The sequence below is a fragment of the Mangrovitalea sediminis genome (assembly GCF_002514725.1).
In the GTDB taxonomy this organism is placed as follows: domain Bacteria; phylum Pseudomonadota; class Gammaproteobacteria; order Pseudomonadales; family Oleiphilaceae; genus Mangrovitalea; species Mangrovitalea sediminis.
Genome location: NZ_NTLB01000003.1, coordinates 311851 through 330405, shown reverse-complemented (window position 1 = coordinate 330405; position 18555 = coordinate 311851). Strand labels below are relative to the sequence as shown.

The 18555-nt window shown below is 58.2% G+C and carries 15 protein-coding genes and 2 tRNA genes; 4 read left to right on the top strand and 13 right to left on the bottom strand.

Annotation, left to right across the window (positions count from 1 at the left end):
* Nucleotide 1: 1 nt before the first annotated feature.
* Genes CLR77_RS08480 through CLR77_RS08470 form a run of 3 tightly spaced genes read right to left on the bottom strand, consistent with a single transcriptional unit; the run spans nt 2 to nt 4789 of the window.
* The gene (locus CLR77_RS08480; RefSeq protein ID WP_097460193.1) at nt 2–1558 is read right to left on the bottom strand and encodes an FGGY-family carbohydrate kinase; all 1557 of its coding nucleotides are present in this window, start codon (nt 1556–1558) and stop codon (nt 2–4) included.
* Nucleotides 1555–3171 carry a glycerol-3-phosphate dehydrogenase/oxidase gene (locus CLR77_RS08475; protein WP_097460192.1) on the bottom strand — a complete coding sequence of 539 codons (1617 nt, stop codon included), beginning with the start codon at nt 3169–3171 and terminating at the stop codon, nt 1555–1557. The genes CLR77_RS08480 and CLR77_RS08475 overlap by 4 nt, the downstream gene beginning before the upstream one ends.
* A 19-nt stretch (nt 3172–3190) precedes the next feature.
* The gene (locus tag CLR77_RS08470) at nt 3191–4789 is read right to left on the bottom strand and encodes an FAD-binding oxidoreductase (protein ID WP_097460191.1); all 1599 of its coding nucleotides are present in this window, start codon (nt 4787–4789) and stop codon (nt 3191–3193) included.
* Between the two features lie 131 nt (nt 4790–4920).
* Here CLR77_RS08470 and CLR77_RS08465 point away from each other — a divergent pair, with 131 nt between their 5' ends.
* The gene (locus CLR77_RS08465) at nt 4921–5940 is read left to right on the top strand and encodes an AraC family transcriptional regulator (RefSeq protein ID WP_097460190.1); all 1020 of its coding nucleotides are present in this window, start codon (nt 4921–4923) and stop codon (nt 5938–5940) included.
* Between the two features lie 21 nt (nt 5941–5961).
* Here CLR77_RS08465 and CLR77_RS08460 read toward each other — a convergent pair whose 3' ends face one another.
* Complete coding sequence (locus CLR77_RS08460) at nt 5962–7101, bottom strand: CaiB/BaiF CoA transferase family protein (protein WP_097460486.1); 1140 nt, start codon at nt 7099–7101, stop codon at nt 5962–5964.
* A 244-nt stretch (nt 7102–7345) separates the two neighbouring features.
* Here CLR77_RS08460 and CLR77_RS08455 point away from each other — a divergent pair, with 244 nt between their 5' ends.
* Nucleotides 7346–8350, top strand: coding sequence for an AraC family transcriptional regulator (locus tag CLR77_RS08455; protein ID WP_097460189.1), 1005 nt, complete (start codon nt 7346–7348; stop codon nt 8348–8350).
* A gap of 4 nt (nt 8351–8354) precedes the next feature.
* On the opposite strand, the gene CLR77_RS08450 is transcribed toward CLR77_RS08455, so the two are convergent.
* Nucleotides 8355–9410 (bottom strand): sensor domain-containing diguanylate cyclase, encoded by a 1056-nt coding sequence (locus CLR77_RS08450; RefSeq protein WP_097460188.1) that lies wholly within the window; start codon nt 9408–9410, stop codon nt 8355–8357.
* A 127-nt stretch (nt 9411–9537) separates the two neighbouring features.
* Between CLR77_RS08450 and CLR77_RS08445 the strand changes: the two genes are divergently transcribed.
* Nucleotides 9538–9614 (top strand) — tRNA-Met (locus tag CLR77_RS08445).
* A gap of 47 nt (nt 9615–9661) precedes the next feature.
* Nucleotides 9662–9738: transfer RNA gene (locus tag CLR77_RS08440), tRNA-Met, on the top strand.
* 161 nt (nt 9739–9899) lie between these two features.
* Here CLR77_RS08440 and CLR77_RS08435 read toward each other — a convergent pair.
* The 8 genes from CLR77_RS08435 to bamA all read right to left on the bottom strand — a co-directional run bounded on the left by CLR77_RS08435 (nt 9900) and on the right by bamA (nt 18493).
* Nucleotides 9900–11156 (bottom strand): N-acetylmuramoyl-L-alanine amidase, encoded by a 1257-nt coding sequence (locus tag CLR77_RS08435; protein ID WP_097460187.1) that lies wholly within the window; start codon nt 11154–11156, stop codon nt 9900–9902.
* 152 nt (nt 11157–11308) lie between these two features.
* Entirely contained in the window at nt 11309–11941 is a 633-nt protein-coding gene (gene rnhB, locus CLR77_RS08430; RefSeq protein WP_097460186.1) for a ribonuclease HII, read from the bottom strand.
* The gene (gene lpxB / locus CLR77_RS08425; protein WP_097460185.1) at nt 11938–13143 is read right to left on the bottom strand and encodes a lipid-A-disaccharide synthase; all 1206 of its coding nucleotides are present in this window, start codon (nt 13141–13143) and stop codon (nt 11938–11940) included. Before lpxB ends, rnhB begins: the two co-directional genes overlap by 4 nt.
* An 83-nt stretch (nt 13144–13226) precedes the next feature.
* The gene (gene lpxA, locus CLR77_RS08420) at nt 13227–14018 is read right to left on the bottom strand and encodes an acyl-ACP--UDP-N-acetylglucosamine O-acyltransferase (RefSeq protein WP_097460184.1); all 792 of its coding nucleotides are present in this window, start codon (nt 14016–14018) and stop codon (nt 13227–13229) included.
* Entirely contained in the window at nt 14018–14455 is a 438-nt protein-coding gene (fabZ, locus tag CLR77_RS08415) for a 3-hydroxyacyl-ACP dehydratase FabZ (protein ID WP_097460183.1), read from the bottom strand. The genes lpxA and fabZ overlap by 1 nt, the downstream gene beginning before the upstream one ends.
* A 21-nt stretch (nt 14456–14476) precedes the next feature.
* Nucleotides 14477–15502 (bottom strand): UDP-3-O-(3-hydroxymyristoyl)glucosamine N-acyltransferase, encoded by a 1026-nt coding sequence (gene lpxD / locus CLR77_RS08410; protein ID WP_097460182.1) that lies wholly within the window; start codon nt 15500–15502, stop codon nt 14477–14479.
* Nucleotides 15503–15571: 69 nt separating this feature from the next.
* Nucleotides 15572–16084: an OmpH family outer membrane protein gene (locus tag CLR77_RS08405; protein ID WP_097460181.1), complete on the bottom strand. Its 513-nt coding sequence runs from the start codon at nt 16082–16084 to the stop codon at nt 15572–15574.
* Nucleotides 16085–16174: 90 nt separating this feature from the next.
* Nucleotides 16175–18493 (bottom strand): outer membrane protein assembly factor BamA, encoded by a 2319-nt coding sequence (gene bamA / locus CLR77_RS08400; RefSeq protein WP_097460485.1) that lies wholly within the window; start codon nt 18491–18493, stop codon nt 16175–16177.
* Nucleotides 18494–18555 lie beyond the last annotated feature (62 nt).

Here is an 18555-nt window from a genome sequence, read left to right as displayed (position 1 = left end):
GTTACCGGGGATATCCTGTTATGTCGCGAATACTGTGATAGAGCGGCTTCAGGCGGCGATACATCTGGGTATACACCTCGCGATACAGACGGTCATATAGCCTGACGTGCTCTGGATTCGGTTCGAAACGCCGCCCCACCCGCGTCATCTGCCGCACCGCCGTCGGAAAATCCGCGATCAACCCCAAACCCACGGCAGCATCCATGGCCGCGCCGAGCCCTGAAGTCTCGTAGGTATGCGGCCTCTCGGCGGGCAAATTGAAAATATCGGCCGTCAGCTGCATGGCCACGTCGCTTTGGGAGCCCCCACCCGCAACGCGCAAGCGGCGCATCTTCACCCCGCTGCGTTTCTCGATACGCTCCCGCCCTTCGCGGAGGGCGTACGCCAGACCTTCCAGAATGGCCCGATAGATATGCGCGCGGGTGTGAACATCGCCAAATCCGATAATCGCCCCCTTGGCTTCCGGCCCCGGCTCCCGGACACCCGGCGACCAATAGGGCTGCAGCATCAGGCCCATGGACCCGGGAGGCACTGCTTGTACCAGCTCGTCGAAGAGTTGCTCCGGTTGTATCCCGCGCTCTTCGGCCAGATGCCGTTCCCGCAGACCGAATTCGTGCTTGAACCAGCTGACCATCCAGAAACCGCGGTAAATCATGACTTCTGTGCAGTAATGCCTGGGAACCGCCGCAGGATAGGGCGGCATGAAGCGGATCGGTTCGATGTAGCGGGCACTGGTGGTATTGATCGTGGCCGTCGTGCCGTAACTCATGCAGCCCGTATCCGGACTGATGCCGCCCGATCCCAAGACTTCGCATGCCTTGTCCGATGCCGCTGCAATCACGGGCAGGCCTGCAGGTAATCCAAGATGCTCAGCCGCTTCCGGTTGAAGGTCGCCGATTGTGGCACCAGGCGGTACCAGCTCAGGCAATTGCGCGCGGGTCACGGGAAGCACCTGCCATTTGAAGTCCCGGGGCGCAGCCCAGCGCTGGCGCTTGTAATCGAAGGGGATATAGCCCACCTGGCTGCCGGTGGAGTCGACATAGCGCCCGGTCAGACGCCAATTCAGATATCCGGACAATAACAGGAACTTCCCGGTATTTTCCCAGATGGCAGGCTGCTGCTGACTGATCCAGTTAGCCTGGGCCTTCTCTCGGAACCGGGTAATGGTGTCTTCCAACCCCAGGGCCTTGAATGCCCATCCCCAGCGGCCTGAGACGGGTCCGTCGACCGCCGCATGACGCTGATCCAACCAGGTAATGGCGGGGCGCAGGACACGCCCCTCCGTATCCAGGTTGACCACGGTACCCCGCTGGGTCGTCACCGCGATGCCTTTCACCTGGGCGGGCGATACATCGACGCTTTGCCAAAGGCTCTCGCAGGCCTTTCCGAGACTCTCCCAATAGTAATCGGGGTGCTGCTCGGCCCAGCCCGGCTGCTCGGAAAAATAGGGGTCGATTTCCGTCTTCCCCTTGCCGATCAGGTTGCCCTCCAGATCGAACAGCAGGGCCCGTACACTCTGGGTGCCATTATCGATCGCAAAAATCAGGGGGGTTGTCATGCCTCACCTCCCGGCACGCTATAGCAGCGTGACCAAAGATCGCGATAGCGGGAAACCTCCTGCGTCCATCGGGCATCGTCCCAGCGCAGCACCGGCTGGCAACACTCCCGCAAACGCGCCAGTATCGCCTCCCCCCCCTGAGGCAACAGCAGCCCCAGGCGAGTGCGGCGCAGCAACAGATCATCCAGGTGCCGGACCGCCTCACGCCCAGAGGCCCATATCAGCTCACACCACAGGGTCTCAGTCCCCGCGACCGGTTCGACCGGACCTGCCGTCAGCACCTCCATCACACGCGGTCCATAGTGGCCCACGATCCGACGCCAGCGCTGGAGCGACAGATTTTCGGGGCGCGCCATCGTCGCATCCGGCGGCGCAAAAACCGTTTCATCGGACAACTGGACATCAACCGAAGCCGTCTTCGGCAAATACGGGGCAACGCGGGACAACACATCCAATGCGATCAAGCGGAAGGTGGTCAGCTTGCCACCCGCCACGCTGATCAGGCCCTGATCATCCCAAACGGCATGCTCGCGCTTTTCCTTGGAGGGGTCTTTGGCGCTGCCGCCAATCACCGGGCGAACGCCGGCCCAGGTACACTGGATATCGGAGACACCGAGGCGAGCTGAAGGCAGCAGGCGATTCGCAGCCTTCAGCAAATAATCGATCTCCCCTGTTGTGATGGCCGCTTCGGCCTTCAGCGGCTCGGCATGGTCCAGGTCGGTGGTCCCGACAACCGTGACCCCTTCCCACGGGAAGAGGAATACCGGCCGTTTATCATCCGGATGGAAAAACGACAGGGTATTGGCAATCGGCAGCCGCCAGAACGGGAACACCAGGTGACTGCCTCGCAGTGGGCGAATGCTGCGTCCGGCACCCAACTGAGCGCGAAGGTTATCGGTCCAGGCCCCCGTCGCATTGATGACAGCACGGCTGCGCAGCGTTATTTCCTCGGCGGTTTCGGCATCGCGTACCTGCAAGCCACAAACGCCCTGATCATCCCGCAGCACGCGGGTCGCCTCCAGATTATTGAGGGCCACGGCACCTTCATCGACCGCCGTCTGCAGCACCCGCAGTACCAGGCGCGCATCGTCGGTGACGGCATCCGAAAAACGGGTCGCCCCCAGGAGACCTTCCTGAAGCAGCCCATAGAACCAATAGGCAGTTTCGCTCTTCGACAGGAAGTCATGATCTTTACGCCCGGCAATCCAGTCGTAGACGCCAAGAACTCCGCCGAAGACCCGCGGCCCCGGGAACTGTCCCCGATAATGAGGCATCACGAACGGCAGCGGATCGACCAGACCCGGCGCCTCACGCAGCAGACGTTCGCGCTCATGTACCGAGTCCCGGGTCAATCGATACTGACCACTCCCCAGATACCGCAGTCCACCGTGAACCATCTTCGATGAACGGCTGGATGTCCCCCAGGCAAAATCCCGCTGTTCGACGAGTAACACCCGTAGCCGGCGCCGACTGGCTTCGCGGAGGATACCCGCACCGGTGATACCACCCCCGATAACAATCAGGTCCCAATCCGGAATCTGATGCAACGCTTCGAGCGCCGCTTTTCGCGAACCCGCCTGCCAACCGATTTCAGGTATCGTTAATCCGTTCATCGTCATGTCCTCGCCCGGCTCAGGGGTCCAGCAACAAGGTACCCGGATTCAGGCGCTTGTCGGGATCGAAGGTGTCACAGAGCGAACGGATCGCCGTGATAGCGAGAGCCCCCTTTTCAATCGGCAGATAGGGCGCATGGTCCTTACCCACCCCATGTTGATGGCTGATGGTGCCCTTGTGCCGAACGATAAGATCCGAGGTCGTGCGTTTGAGGCGGTCCCAGTGTTCCAGTGTCTGCCCATAGCTTTCAGCCACACGGTAGACATAGGTGGTGTAGATGCTGCACCCCTGGGGATAGAAGTGGGAAAGGTGCGTAAAGACGTGAACTTTTTCGCCCGCCTCTTCCAACCCATGTTGCAGGTTGTGTTCGATGCGGTGGAGCAGGTTATCGACGTTCTCCCAGTTGGTGGCGGTTTCCAGCGTGTCGACCGCATACCCCAGTCTCCACAGAGCTTCGCGCAGATAAGGCATATTGAAACGCTTCTCGGCCCACTTGCGTCCCAGATAGGTCCCGGTATGAATCCCGCGACAGGAGCGCGAAACAGCCAGGGCATCCTTGAGCGCGGCTTGGCACTGGCGCCGTGTACCGGTGGTTCCGATCATCATCATGCACTTGCCTTGCCCCGCCCCCCGCCAGCGCAGGTAACGCTCAAGCAGACCGACCTGCCCCGGATGGCCCGCCAGCGCCAGTTGGGTTTCGGTTTCGATGGCATTACTGACACGGATCATCGAGAGCGGGATACGCGCCTGGACCAGGCGACGGGAGGCCGTACGGGCTCGATCCCAGTCGGGGAAAAAGACGACATGGAAGCGCTCACGCTCGGCCAGCGGCGTTACCCGGACTTTCACCTCGGTCAGAATACCGAGCCGACCCTCGGAGCCCAGCACCATCTCCCGCACGTCGGGCCCTGCCGATGAGGCAGGAATGGCTGGCAGGGTCAACGTGCCACTGAGCGTTTCCATGCGCCCGCCCGCGAACAGCTGTTCGATCCGACCATAGCGCAGGGATTGTTGACCGCTGGAACGGCTGGCCACCCAGCCGCCAACCGTCGATAACTCGAAGGACTGCGGGAAATGCCCAAGGGTGTATCCGCGAGCGCGTAACTGGGATTCGACCAGCGGTCCAGGCGTACCGGCCCCAAAGGTGGCGATCTGGCTATCGCTGTCAAAGTCCAGCAACCGGTTCATCCGCCCCAGGTCAACCGTCAACACCGGTCGCAGCGACGGGCTCGGATTGATGTGCCCCGCGACACTGGTACCGCCACCATAGGGAATGAGCGTCACATCCTGTTCGGCCGCGTAACGCAGTAACTCAGACACCTGATCACTGTCTTCGGGATAAGCGACCCCGTCCGGGAAAACACCGATATCGCCGCTGCGCACGGCCAGCCAATCGGGCAGACTCTGCCCCCTCGCGTGCCGGACTCGATCTTCAGCCTTGGTCACGACCAGTGGATGTGCGGGCAAACGGGACGCGGGCACCTGCTGGCAAACTTCCGACAACGTGACGTCAGGCAACGCACGGCCGTCACCGATACGTTCAGCAAGAAAAGACTGGCCATTTTCCGGCAAATCCATATGAAACTGATCGTCGCCCCAACCATTCCAGCGTCGCATGTGGGTATTTCTCCTGAATTCGTCTCAAAACGCAGCCATCATTGCCGGTTATACTAAAGAACTGATATCTATTCGCACTGTCGGATCACGACACTGCGGGTGGCAAATTCCGTCACACAGTCCGACACGCCATGACGACAGACTCATTGGGTACCGCTTCCATCGCTGCCGTGCGACAGTATTTGCGTCTGGCGCAGGCCGAAGGGCTGGATTGGCTTGGTGCGCTCGCCGCCGCCGGCCTGTCGGCCGACGTATTGGATGAAGGCAGTGAGCGCATTGACGGCAGCCAGTTTCAACGACTTATCCGTGAACTGACGCTGATGAGTGGAGACCCTTTACTGGGGTTGCGCAGCGGGGATTATGTGCAGCCCGGCTCCTACAACGTGCTTGGCTACATCACCATGAGTTGCTCGACATTGGGCGAGGCCGTCGCACGTATAGGGCCTTACGAGAAACTGGTGGGAGATATGGGCGTGACTCGCATGCACCAGGAAGGGGATCAGCTAAAGCTGAGCTGGCATTGCGCCTACCCAGACCCCATGGTGCGTCCCCAGATGATCGACAACGTTTTTGCCTCCTGGATCAACTACGCCCGCTGGCTGGGGGATTATCCCGAGGCGGCAGCCACAGCAATCGCACTGGAGAGGCCGTCGCCAGGCCCTGAGCTGGAGCAGGAGTATCAGCGGCGCTGGCGCTGTCCCGTCACCTTCGGCGCCCCCAGTAGCAGTATCGTCCTTCCCCGTAGCTTGCTGGATATTCCTCTACGCCAGCCAGACCCCCTGCTTCGTAAGACCCTGGAAGCCCACGCCATGACCCAGATTGCGGCGCTGGACGACGACAGCACGCTAATCAACCGTGTCCGACAAGCCATCCGGCACCAGCTCCAGCAAGGAATCACCCGGCAGGATATGGTCGCAGAACACTTACGGATGAACGCGCGGACATTGCAGCGGCGGCTGAGTCAGGAGGGGTTGTCCTACCAACGCCTGCTGGATGAGGAGCGACGGGAACTGGCCGAGTACTACCTGCGCGAAAGCTCCCTGCCGATTCCCGACATCGCCCTGCGCCTGGGATTCAGCGAAGTTCGCTCCTTTCACCGCAGCTTCAAGGGCTGGAGTGGCCTGACTCCCGGGGAGTTCCGGGGGCGTTGACAGGGCGCGACCGTAGCAAAGCTACTTCGCCGGCAAACTCCCCAGCACCGCTTCATTATCGGCCCCCACTGCCTTACCGGCATAAGCAGCCTGACAGGCCGTCTTTTCGAACTTGATCGGAAAACCGATCTGGCGCTGCGGTTCTCCGCGTTCCCGGGGCACCTCGATAACCATGTGACGGGCCTGCAATTGAGGATGCTCCGACGCTTCACGAATGCTCAAAACCGGTTCGACGCAGGCATCGACTTCCGCAAAGATCGATTGCCACTCCGACAGGGTCCGTTGACCGATCCGGTCACGCAACGCCTGTTTGAGCTTACGTTGATGTTCAGGATTCTGACTCAAACCGTAACTGACGAGCTCAGGCTGGCCGATAATCTCACACAACTGTTTCATGAAGGGAGGCTCGAGACTACCGATGGAAAGCCAGCGATCGTCTGCCGTCCGGTAATAGTCGTAAAAGCTGCCGCCATTGAGCATCTCGGTTTCAGCAGCGGGATCGCGGTGACCCGCCAGGCAGGCAGCTCCGGCCATCGCATTCAGGGCAAATGCGGCATCGGTCATGCTGATGTCGATAAACTGCCCTTCTCCTGTCTGCTGTCGGTGAATGACGGCGGCCAGGATACCCATAACGGCATGATGTGAGCCTCCTGCAACATCCGCCACCTGAATCCCCAGCGGTGGAGGGCCGCTATCCTGGCGACCGCCATGACCGGACACCCCTGCCAGAGAAAGATAGTTGATGTCATGGCCGGCCCGGTTCCGATAGGGGCCCGTCTGGCCGTAGCCGGTGATCGAACAATAGATGAGCCGGGGATTGATCGCCCTGAGGGTTTCATAGCCAAGCCCCAACCGATCCATCACACCCGGCCGGAACTGTTCGATGACAATATCGAATTTCGGCACCAGCGCTTTCACCGCCTCAACGTTATCCGGCTGCTTGAGATCCAAGGCCAGGGATCGTTTACCGCGGTTCAAATAACTGTGAGCCGTAGCGACGCCCTGGTCATGGGGCGGCATAACCCGGGTCAGGTCCACGCGCGTCGGCGATTCCACCCGCAAGACATCCGCCCCCATATCGGCCAGCATCATGGTGGCATAGGGTCCTGGCAGGAGGGTGGTGAAATCGAGGATTTTCAGTGTCGATAATGGCCCAGGCATAAACTCACTCGCATCTGGAAAGTTACTGTAGACAGGCATTGTGGTGCATCTGCGGTTGCTATATCTATTCCGTCATTTATGACGATAGCTGCTACTACACCGCATAATGCCGATAGAACCAACGACCACAGGCATCAAACCGATTGGCATTTTCGGCCACCAGAACCACACTGCCAGGAGTTGCAATCAACGATCACGTGCTTATGATGAATTCGCTTTTCCCCGATACCCCGATAGGCACTCTATGGATGAACTGACGGTTTCCGAGCACTTTGTCCGCGCCGCGCTCAGAGGCGCCGAGAAAAAGGGCTTCAACACCGTGCAGATGCTACGCTCCGCCGGCATCCCGCCAGACCTGTTACAAGGCAAACGTATACGTGTCACTGGAACACAGTTTACGCGCCTGATGCAGGTCCTGTGGGCCACCATGCAGGACGAATTCATGGGATTCGCCCCCTTGCGCAGCAAGCCCGGCACCTTCGCGACGATGTGCCATCTTGCCATTCACAGTCACACACTGGAGAGTGTCTACAAGCGCGCGCAGAGCTTCTATGGCCTGTTCGAAAACCCCGTCAACGTGGTGCTGTACCAGGAAGGAAACCTGGCCAGGCTGGAGATCGAGTCGGAAGAAGGCCTGCACGACCCCGACCATTTTCTGCAGGAAAGCCTACTGGTTATCTGGCATCGCCTGTCCTGCTGGCTCATCGGACAACGCATCGATCTCGAGGAAGCCTTTTTCGCCTATCCCAGCCCCTCGCATGTGGATGAATACCGTCACCTTTTCCACTGCCCGCTCCGCTTCGAGCAACCCCGCACCGGCTTTCGATTTTTTTCCCGCTACCTGAGCGCACCGGTGATTCGTGACGAACGCGAAATGAAACACTTTCTGGAGAAGTCCCCGGCAGACCTGCTGGCGCGACCGGACGGCAGCAACAGCTTTACCGCCCGTATCAGGGCGATTATCGGGAAAGACTTTTCGGAGAGCCTTCCGGACTTTGAAACCATTGCCGCGCAACTGAGTATGAGTCCGCAAACCCTGCGGCGTCGCTTGCGTGAGGAGAATACGTCCTTCCAGGAGATCAAGGACAACTTGCGGAGAGACCAGGCCATCTATCATCTCAGCCGACACGACTATGCAATCAACGAGATTGCCCACCTGGTCGGTTTTACTGAACCCTCCACCTTTCACCGGGCATTCAAGAAATGGACCGGCGTTACACCAGGCGCTTACCGGGAAGGCGAGCGCTAGGGGCTTATTCAGATGGTAGTGGTGCGGCACCCATCAGTTTGCGTTCACGCTTCATTTCGTAAAGCCGCTGGTCGGCCTGGCGTAGGAGACGCTCCGGTTCCAGCAAGGTGTTGTCCTCCAAAGAAGCCACCCCGTAACTGAAACGGACAAAAACCGGATTATCGCCATACTGAAACGGCGTCTCCTCGAAATAATCCAACATACGCTCGGCGATGGACAGGGCGCGCGACTGCGGCTGGTTGGGGAGCAATACGATGAACTCGTCACCGGCGAAGCGGAAGATGGTGTCATCCTTTCGCAGCAGATCTCCCAAATGCCGCGCCAAGTGACAGAGATAGGCATCCCCGCAATCATGGCCCCAGCGATCGTTGACCGCCTTGAAATCGTCGCAGTCGATGAACACGAGCGATAAGGGCTGGCCATAGCGGCGGGCGCGGCTCATTTCCTGCTTCAGCAACTCTTCCATCTCGCGGCGATTACGCAGGCCGGTCAGGGGATCACGGGTCGCAAGTCGGCGAAGCTGCTCCCTGGCCCAGACGCCGTCGAGCCCCACCGACGCCTTGATGGCCAACTGATGGAGAAAGAAGCTGTCCATACCCGGCTGATAGCGCGCCTTGTCGCGGGTCCCCAGCACCATTGCACCGATGACCCGGTTTTCCATCAACAAGGGCAACACCGCCATGGAACCGAGTTTCTTACGCAGGTGCTCCGGAACCAGACGTTTCAGCACACTGGGCTGGTCCAGGAGAATCGGGGTACGCGCGTTTTGCGTTTGCCGCATGTAATCGACGGTCGGCATGGATACGATCGTGACCAGAGCCCCCTGCTCTCGCACAACTTCGCTCAATCGCTGATTGGACTCGATATCGGTCAGAACAAGCCAGACTTCGTCCAAAGTGAAACGCTGACGAACCATATCCGTCAAACGCTCTAGATAAGCGCCCGTTTCCTGAAGATTCATTACCTCAATTTCGATATCGAACAACTTGCGCGCAATCGCCTCGTTGCGCCGCGCATGCTCGATTAATTCTTCAAGGCGGGGGTAAGATGGGTTCGACATCGGAAAACCGTTCTCTGACAATCTTCTCTTTCTAGCCTGTTGCCTTCTAATTCGCAAGGTATTGAATTTTTTATGCCGATTCACTTGACGACCTGCCAAACGGGCAGTAGTATACGCCCCACGTTGATGCGGGGTGGAGCAGTCTGGTAGCTCGTCGGGCTCATAACCCGAAGGTCGTTGGTTCAAATCCAGCCCCCGCTACCAAATTTTGGAAGGCCGGCGTTTAGTCGGCCTTCTTCGTTTTACGATGATGCGGGGTGGAGCAGTCTGGTAGCTCGTCGGGCTCATAACCCGAAGGTCGTTGGTTCAAATCCAGCCCCCGCTACCAACACAAGAAAGCCGGCTATTAGCCGGCTTTCTTCGTTTCTGACGCACGGTTCGACCAAGCTTCCCTTCCCCGAATCACTGTCGTTCGGGACAACTCGGACCGGTTATTGCGCCCTTTCAGACTCGCTGAAACCTGTTCGTGAAAGGGCGAAAAACCCCATCTTAACCAATGACGCTACGCTTCTGATTCATTTCCGCCAGCAAGGTGCCGGGTGGCGCGTATTCGTCGAAGTAGGCCCGGATGCCTTTGTGCAGGGCCGTAGCAATTTCATGCTGGAAGGCAGGCGAACGCAGCCGACGCTCTTCCTGGGGGTTGGAGATAAATGCAGTCTCCACCAGCGCCGAAGGGATATCCGGCGACTTGAGGACAGCAAAGGCAGCACGCTCCACCCGGTCGGACAAAACACCCGCCACCGGATCCAGCCTCTTCAGCATATCGCTCGCCAGGTTCGCACTGGCCTCCAGGGTGCCTGTCTGGGAGAGATCCAACAGCACCGAAGCCAGGGTATCGCTCTTACCATTGAGCTTCACCCCACCGATCAGGTCGGAACGGTTCTCCCGCTCCGCCAGACGGCGCGCCATGACACTGGACGCCCCATGCTCGGACAGGATGTATACCGAGGAACCGGTCACACGCCGATCCGTCGAAGCATCAGCGTGAATGGAAACGAACAGGTCTGCCTTATGATGATGGGCAATCTGCACGCGGTGATACAACGGAATGAAGAAGTCGCTGTCCCGGGTCATTACGGCACGGACGCCTTTTTCCGCATTCAACAGCTTATGCAGCCGATGTCCCATGGCCAAAACGACGTCTTTCTCGAAGGTCCCGTGCTTACCGATAGCCCCCGGGTCCTTGCCGCCGTGTCCCGGATCGATAACGACAACCACATCGCGCAGGTGACCGCTATGGTCCTGCGCCGTCATCACCGGTTGCGCAGGCTGCGTGGGAGCAACGGGAACGGCCCTGCCGGAAGCGTTGAGGTCCACCACGAGGCGGTAGTAGGGAAAACCCCCACCCGGCTGCAACATGACCGCGCTCGCATGAACCGAGCGATCCAGATCGAGGACAACACGCAAATCATTGCCGTGCCGGCGCGCATAGCGCACATCCTTAACCACCCCGCCCTGCACCATGGACGGCGTCACGCCCTGACGGATGCCCGTACGGGAAAGGTCGATAACCAGACGATTAGGATTCGGCAGCGCAAAGATGTGGTGATCCGCAACGCCGCTGAGATCCAGCGTCAGCGTGGCATCATCCCCGACCTTAGAGACATGCATACCGTGAACGACCGCCGTCGCCTCCGCAGCCAGCACGCGACTGGGAAAGAGACTGGCAACGGTGACCGCGCCGGAAGCTTCGAATAGGCGCTTGAGAAAGCGTCTCCTGACTTCGTCGTGATCAAAAGGGCCCATGATTCAAATCCTGCATTTCTACAACGAGGCTCTGCCTAAAAAATAGACGACCTGACTGATAGCGCAAGTATATTCCGATGTAATTTAATAAGATAGACCATAATCTTTCAGAAGACTATGAGAACGACATGACACAGGTGAAGAAACGGCCCCTATTCGGCGCCAAATAGATCGCTCTGACTACCGGATTTTGTTGAACTCAGCGCTTCCTGAACGGGGCGGAACGAGCGCCGATGGATAGAGGTCGCCCCCTGCTCCCTCAGAGCCTGTAGGTGGTCAGGCGTGGGGTATCCCTTGTGACGGGCCAAGCCGTAGCCTGGGAAACGGCTGTCCAGTTCAACCATTTCCCGGTCCCGGGCGACCTTGGCCAGTATAGATGCCGCACTGATGCAGGGAACCCGGCCATCGCCCTTGACCACCGCTTCACTGCGCCAGTGCCATTTCGGACAACGATTGCCGTCCACCAGGACATATTCTGGGGCAATCGACAGCCCTGCCACAGCGCGCTCCATCGCCAACAGGGTTGCATGGAAGATGTTGAGCCGATCTATTTCAGCAACTTCGCAGCGGCCAAGACTCCAGGCAAGCGAACGCTCCCTGATAAGGTCGAACAGCCGATCGCGCTTTCGCTCCGAGAGCTGCTTGGAATCCATCAGCCCTTCAATGGGGCGTTCCGGATCGAGAATCACGGCAGCGGTCACCACGGGACCGGCGAGCGGCCCCCGCCCCACCTCATCGACACCGGCCAGCAAGACGCCGTCATAACAACACTCAAAGGGGGTCATGCCAATGCAGCTCCTTTAAGGGGAGCTTTTTGCTCTATGAGCGCCGCAATGGCCTCTGCCGCACGCCCATCGGCCCCGCAGCGCAACATTTCGTGAATACGAAGGAAGGCCTGCTGCTCATGCGCGATTTCGCTGCTGTTCTCCAGACGCTCCATAATTTCAGCGCCCAGGCGCTCCGGCGTCGCCTCGTCCTGAAGCAGTTCCGGCACTAGCGGCTCTTCCGCCAGCAGGTTCGGCAACGCGACATTGCGAATTTTCACCAACCGGGAAACGATGCTGAACGTCAGCGGCGCCATGCGATAAGCCACCACCATGGGACGCTTGAGCAGCGTCGCCTCGAGGGTTGCCGTACCCGATGCCAGCAGGACCACATCAGCGGCAGCCATCACCTCCCGCGACTGCCCCAGCACCAGACTAACCGGCAGATCGGCGCCTTTCGCTTCCAAAAGGAGCTTCATCTGGGCCAGCCGGGCGCCATTAATGCAGGGCACCACAAACCGGAGATCCGGCCGCCGTTCATGGAGCCAGCGGGCAGCATCCAGAAACAAGGGCCCCAACTGCTGAACCTCTCCGCCCCGACTTCCAGGTAGCATCGCAACGACCGGGGCATCACCGTCGATATCCAGCGCTGCGCGCGCAGCAGCCTGGTCGATGCTCAATGGGATCTGGTCCGCCAGCGGGTGCCCTACATAGGTCACCGGCACTTGGTGCTCTTCGTAGAAGCGCGCCTCGAAGGGAAACAGCGTCAGCATCATGTCCACCGCCCGCGCAACCTTGTGCACCCGCTTCTGGCGCCATGCCCAGACCGAGGGACTGACATAATGCGCTGTCCGCACACCCGCCTGACGCAGCTTTTCCTCAAGTCCGAGGTTGAAGTCCGGCGCATCGATACCGACAACGACATCAGGCGCACAGACATGCGTGAAGTACTCAATCAAGCGACGGCGAATCGAAAAGAATTCCGGTAACCGGGCTAGGATCTCAACCAGACCCATGACCGACATACGTTCCAGAGGAATGATGGAGTGGAATCCTTCTGCCAGCATGAGAGGACCGCCCAGACCGACAAACCGGGCCTGAGGGTAATGCTGACGGAGAGCGCGGATCAGACCGGCCCCCAGAATGTCGCCGGAGTCCTCACCGACGACGATACCAATCGTGACGCGCCGTTCGCTGGTGGACGCAGTCACGTCCCGATTCATGAGATGAAGCTCCAAAAACCAAGAAACCCGGAGCCTGCCGAATAGCATTCGGTCGACACCGGGTTTCGGGATACCCGATTATCCTAGCGAACGATGCCGCGTGTGGCGATTTTCAGCGAATCCACCAGCAACTTGACCACGGCAATCTCAACGCTATCCTGCTCCAGCATCTCGATAGCCTGCTTAAGCGTCAATCCCTGGCGATAGATCACTTTGTAGGCCCGCCGCAGCGCATCGATATCTTCCCTTGCGAAGCCCCTTCGTTTAAGACCTTCGACATTAATGCCGTGCGCAGATGCCGACTGTCCACTGGCCATGACGTACGCCGGCACATCCTTCAGCACGATACTGCCACCGGCACACATACTGTGGGCGCCGATATGGCAGAACTGGTGCACCATGGTGCCGCCGCCGAGAATTGCCCAGTCGCCGACATGCACGTGACCGGCAAGCGTGGAACAGTTCGCAAGGATCGTATTGTCACCGACAACACAATCATGGGCAACGTGAACATAGGCCATCAACAAGTTGTGACTGCCGATTCGCGTCTCGCCCTTATCCTGAATGGTGCCCCGATGAATCGTGCAACTTTCACGAATGACGTTATGGTCGCCGATAACCAGACGCGTTGGCTCACCCTGGTATTTCTTGTCCTGGCATTCCTCGCCAACACTGGAAAACTGAAAAATCCGGTTGTGCCGACCAATCGTGGTGGGGCCCTTGACCACGACGTGAGACATAATCTCAGTCCCCTCTCCGATCTCGACATCGGGCCCGATGTAAGACCAGGGACCAATCGTCACGTCGTCCGCGATACGCGCGGCCGGATCGACGATCGCCTGGGGGTGCACTCCAGAAAATGGAGACCCTGCCATCAAACTTCTCTCTCCGCCGTCATGATCTCCGCCACACAAGCCACCTGGCCATCCACCAGCGCACGGCACTCAAACTTCCAGATACTATGCTTGTCCGCCAACAATACCGACTCCAGACGCAGTTGATCCCCTGGCACCACTGGCCGCTTGAAACGCACGCGATCAGCACCGGCGAAATAATGAATCAAACCGTTCTCCGGTTTACTGTCGTTGGTCACAAAACCCAAAATACCCGATAGCTGCGCCATGGCCTCAAGAATCAGGACCCCCGGCATAACCGGCTTACCCGGAAAATGGCCGTTGAAAAAGGCCTCGTTGATGGAGATATTCTTGTATCCGGCAATCGACTTCCCTTTCTCGACCTCGGTCACCCGATCCACCAGCAGGAAGGGGTACCGGTGGGGCAGATACTCCATAATCTCTTCAATACGCATCATCAGGAAAACGCCTCGACCTCATCAATCACTCAATTTCTTCTCCAGCGCTTTCAGGCGGCGAGCCATATCATCCAGCTGGCGAAAGCGAACCACGCTTTTGCGCCACTGTTTATTGGACTCGACACCTGTGCCGGAAGAGTATACCCCTGGTTCATTGAGGCTACGGGTGACCATCGTCATGCCGGTCAAATGGACGCGATCGGTAATCTCCAGATGACCGCCCACACCCGAGCCGCCCCCGAAAATACAGTATTCGCCAATCGTGGTGCTGCCAGCGATGCCAACGCAGGCCGCAATCGCCGTATGCGCGCCGATCTGCACGTTATGGGCGATCTGGATCTGGTTATCCAGCTTCACGCCGTCACCAATGACCGTGTCCTCCAAGGCACCACGATCGATCGTGGTGTTGGCACCGATTTCTACATCGTCGCCTACACGCACACCGCCGATCTGGGCAATCTTGTGCCAGACACCGCGCTCGTTGGCAAAACCGAAACCATCTGCGCCGAGAATCGCGCCGCTATGCAGGATGCAACGCTTCCCGATGTAAACATCGTGATACAACGTGACATTCGGCCACAGCCGCGAATCTTCACCGATATGGCAGCGGGCACCAACCACTGAGCCAGCCCCCACAATCACACCTTCACCGACCACCGCACCTGCCTCAATCACGGCTCCCGCCCCAACGGATGCGGAGGCGGCGACGGAAGCAGACGGATCAACCGTTGCAGAGGGGTGAATACCCGTCGCAGGCCGGCCCGCGGGGTCGAACCAGTGGCTCAGGCGAGCATAGCCGAGATACGGATTCTCCATAACCAGGACATTGGTCGGACACTGATCCGCAAAGGCCTCGCTAAGAATAACCGCAGACGCCCTGGTCTCAGGCAGATAGCGCGCGTATGTGGCATTGGCCAGGAACGAGATCTGGCCAGCATCGGAAGACTGAAGCGTTCCTATCCCGGTGATGACGACATCGGCATCACCTTTTAGTTGTGCACCCAGTGCTTCGGCGATCGCGCCGAGCGTTCGAGGCGTCTGTGTCATCGTCACCAACCCTCCGCTACCCGCCCGGCCCGCCCTAACGGCGAGGCCGCCGGGACGGGTCGGGGAAGATTATTTGCCTTTTTGTTTATGGTTCAGCTTGTCGATTAACTCTGCGGTCACATCCATACTCGGCAGCGCATAAACAACCGCCTCGCGGGGCAGGATCATATCCAGGTGCCGTTCCTTGACGATTTCCTGCAGCGACTGATCAACCAGAGGCTTTGCACCGTCCAGGAACGACTGTTTGCGATTGTCGACAGCAGTGTCCAACTTGTTCTTCAGGTATTGGAATTCCTTTACCTTATCCTGGAAATCGCTGGCAACCTTATTGCGCTCAGCATCGCTCATCATGGCGCCGTCCTTATCCAGACGGTCCTTGAGCTTCTGCGCCTCATCATGAACCTTGCGAACCTTGGCTTCCTGGCCTTGGAACTCGCTCTTAAGCTTCTCGCTGAAGCTCTTGGCGGCATTCGAGGTAAACAGGGCCTGACGCAGGTCGACCACCCCAATCTTCAACTGGGCTGCCGCCGGCACCGCCACACTCATGATCATGACGGCCGCGAGGACCTTTAGCCACTTCATGCTGATTGCTCCTTAACGTTGTTTATGTCAAAGGGCTGCCACAAGGGCACCCTTTTCATTTCCGATCCACGGGGAGGGGCCCCTCCCCGCTTAGAACTGCTGTCCCAGCGTGAACTGGAAGATCTGCGTTTGGTCACCATTACGGCTATTCAACGGTTTCGCCAGACTGAAGCCCAAAGGCCCAACTGCCGTTATCCACTGAAAACTGACCCCCACGGACGCCCTGATCTGGCCAAGACTCGGATTGAACCCCCGATGGGTATCAAAGACGTTACCCGCATCCAGGAACAACGAGGTACGCATCGACTGGGAACCTTTAGCGAACGGCGTCGGGAAAATCAACTCGGCACTGGCCTCAGTGAGAACGTTGCCACCAAATGGCTGGGGTGAAGAGTAATCACCCACGGCAGGCGTCGACAGAGCACCCAACGAATTGGTTGCATAGCCGCGCACCGATCCAATACCCCCGGAGTAGTAGTTCTGGAAGAAGGGCAGCGAACCAGTCTTACCGTAGCCGCCACCGTAGCCCAACGCCGTTCTCAAGCGCGTGACCCATGTCTGATCCCTATTGATCGGCCAGTAATAATTAAAGTTATCCGTCGCCTTATAGTACTCCAGGTCACTGAAGGGTACCGCAAGCTCCAGCGAAATCGAGTGCTTATAACCGGCCGTGGGCAGGATACCTCGATTCAGTGTGTCGCGTGACCAGCCGCCGTTCAACGTGAAGATATTGAAGGCATCACCCTGCGCGCTAATAAAGTTGGTAATTTCCTGGGCAGGCAGGGTCCCCACACTCAGACTGGGGTGCTGGACGCCGACCCCAAAGCTCATGCGCGTGACGTTGTCTATCGGATAACCGAACGTCAGGGTACCGCCGTAGTTGTTCAGGACATAGGAAGAAATATTCTCCTGGGCATAGTCCGTTTTTGTCGCAAACAGCGTGAAGCCCCGGCTGACCCCATCCACCGTGTAATAGGGATCCAGGAAGGAGAAATTCGCGCTCTTGACGGATTTACTGACATTGACACCAAAGGACACCCGACGACCGGTACCAAAGAAGTTATTTTCAGCAACGTTGGCGCCGACCAGGAAACCATTGGTCTGAGAGAAACCCAAGGACGCCGACAAGCTACCAGTCGGCTGCTCCTCGACACTGTAATTGACGTCGATCTGGTCATCCTTGCCGGGCACGCCTGGTGTTTCAACATTCACGTCCTTGAAAAAGCCCAGACGATTCAGGCGATCCTTGGATTTGTCAATCAGGTCCGTCGATGCAACAGCACCTTCCATCTGCAACATTTCCTGACGCAAGACATCATCGCGCGTCGCCGTATTGCCGCGGAAGTTGATTCGACGCACATAGACCCTGTGGCCAGGATCGACGTAGAAGGTAATCGATGCCGTATTATCGTCATGGGTCACCGGAACCGCATTGACGTTGGCAAAGGTATAGCCTTCGGTACCCAGGCGCTTCGAGATGAGATCGGAGCTGGCCGTCAATTTCTCCCGCGAAAAGACTTCTCCCGGCTTGGCCAGGATAAATTTACGCAGCTCTTTTTCGGGCAGAATCAGTTTGCCCTTCAAAGAGATATCCCGAATGGTATAGCGGGGCCCCTCGTTCACCGCAATGGTAATGAATACCTGCTTCTTGTCCGGAGAAATGGAGACCTGGGCAGACTCGATGCTGAACTTGATATAGCCGCGGTCCAGGTAGAAGGAGCGCAGCTTCTCGAGGTCGCCACTGAGCTTTTCCCGGGAATACTTGTCGTCATTGAACAAAGACGTCCACCAATCCGAGGTTTTCAGCTCGAACAGTTCTTTCAGCCGACTGTCGGGAAACGCCTTGTTCCCGATGATGTTGATGTGCTGGATGGAAGCGGTATCGCCTTCACTGATCTTGAGGTTGATGTCGACACGGTTGCGGGGCAGCTCCTTGGCTGTCGCCTTGACCCTGGCGTTATAGCGCCCTTGGGAGACGTAGGAGCGCAGGATTTCCAACTGGATACGATCCAATGTCGCCCGTCGGAACACCTGCCCTTCTTCCAGCCCGGCGTTTTTAAGGCCTTCCTTCAGCTTGTCCGTTTTGATGGATTTGTTGCCCTTGATGTTGATTTTCGCAATCGAGGGACGTTCAGAAACATGCAGAATCAACACATCCTTATCCCGATCCACACTGATATCCGTGAAAAGACCGGTTTTAAAGAGTGTACGAATCGCCTGCGCCAAGCTGACTTCGTCAACCTTGTCACCTACGTCGATCGGAAACGCACTGAATACAGTTCCGGCGGAAACCCGTTGAAGCCCCTCCACTTCGATATCCGAAACCTTGAATTCATAAGCCTGGGCCTGTTGTGCCAAAGTCATCGCACAGACCAAAATCAGTAAAGCTCTGAGCCAAAAATGTCTCATGCAGTCATACGCCTGTTGGGTACGGCCCTCGCCCCGCATGCGTTGTCACCTTATTGTCAGCA